The following is a 535-nucleotide window of genomic DNA, read 5'->3' on the forward strand; positions in this document are numbered from 1 at the left end:
ACGACAGCACCAGCCACTTACGTTTACTCTACAGTTTCGGGGTTTAGTTTAAGTTCTAGGCTGGCGACACCACGTATAAGTTTCAAATTACCAGCTATTACGATGAAGAGGGTACATCAGGTGCCTATAGCTTCCGCGTTGACCCTGTGACCGGAGAGTAAATGATGCCGCAACACACACTCTCATTTTCTTCAATAGCCGCAAAAGCGATTTCTACGGTGATGGTAGGGTGGTGTTTGTTTGCTGTAGGGCGTTTAGCGCCCCTTTAAATGAAACGCAAACTGCGCCGCCTCGAATAATCACTGCTGGCGGCAGTATCACCGAAATTGTGTTCGCGTTAGGGCGAGGCGACTGGGTAATCGCGACCGATAGTACCAGTATGTTTCCACAAGAAGCAGCAAGTTTGACTAAGCTTGGGTACTTTCGTCAGCTAAGCACCGAGGGGGTATTGGCCCAGCAGCCCACAATGCTATTAGGAGCAGAGGCAACAGGCCCAAGCGTTGCGCTTGAACAAATAGCCCATGCCGGCGTAGAC

General features: G+C 50.5%; 1 protein-coding gene. It reads left to right on the forward strand.

Annotation, left to right across the window (positions count from 1 at the left end; translation table 11 throughout):
• Positions 1-229 precede the first annotated feature (229 nt).
• On the forward strand, positions 230-535 hold a 306-nt coding region (locus ACX5J7_RS06160; RefSeq protein ID WP_498706482.1), incomplete at its 3' end, for an ABC transporter substrate-binding protein.

It is taken from the genome of Alteromonas infernus (assembly GCF_902705815.1).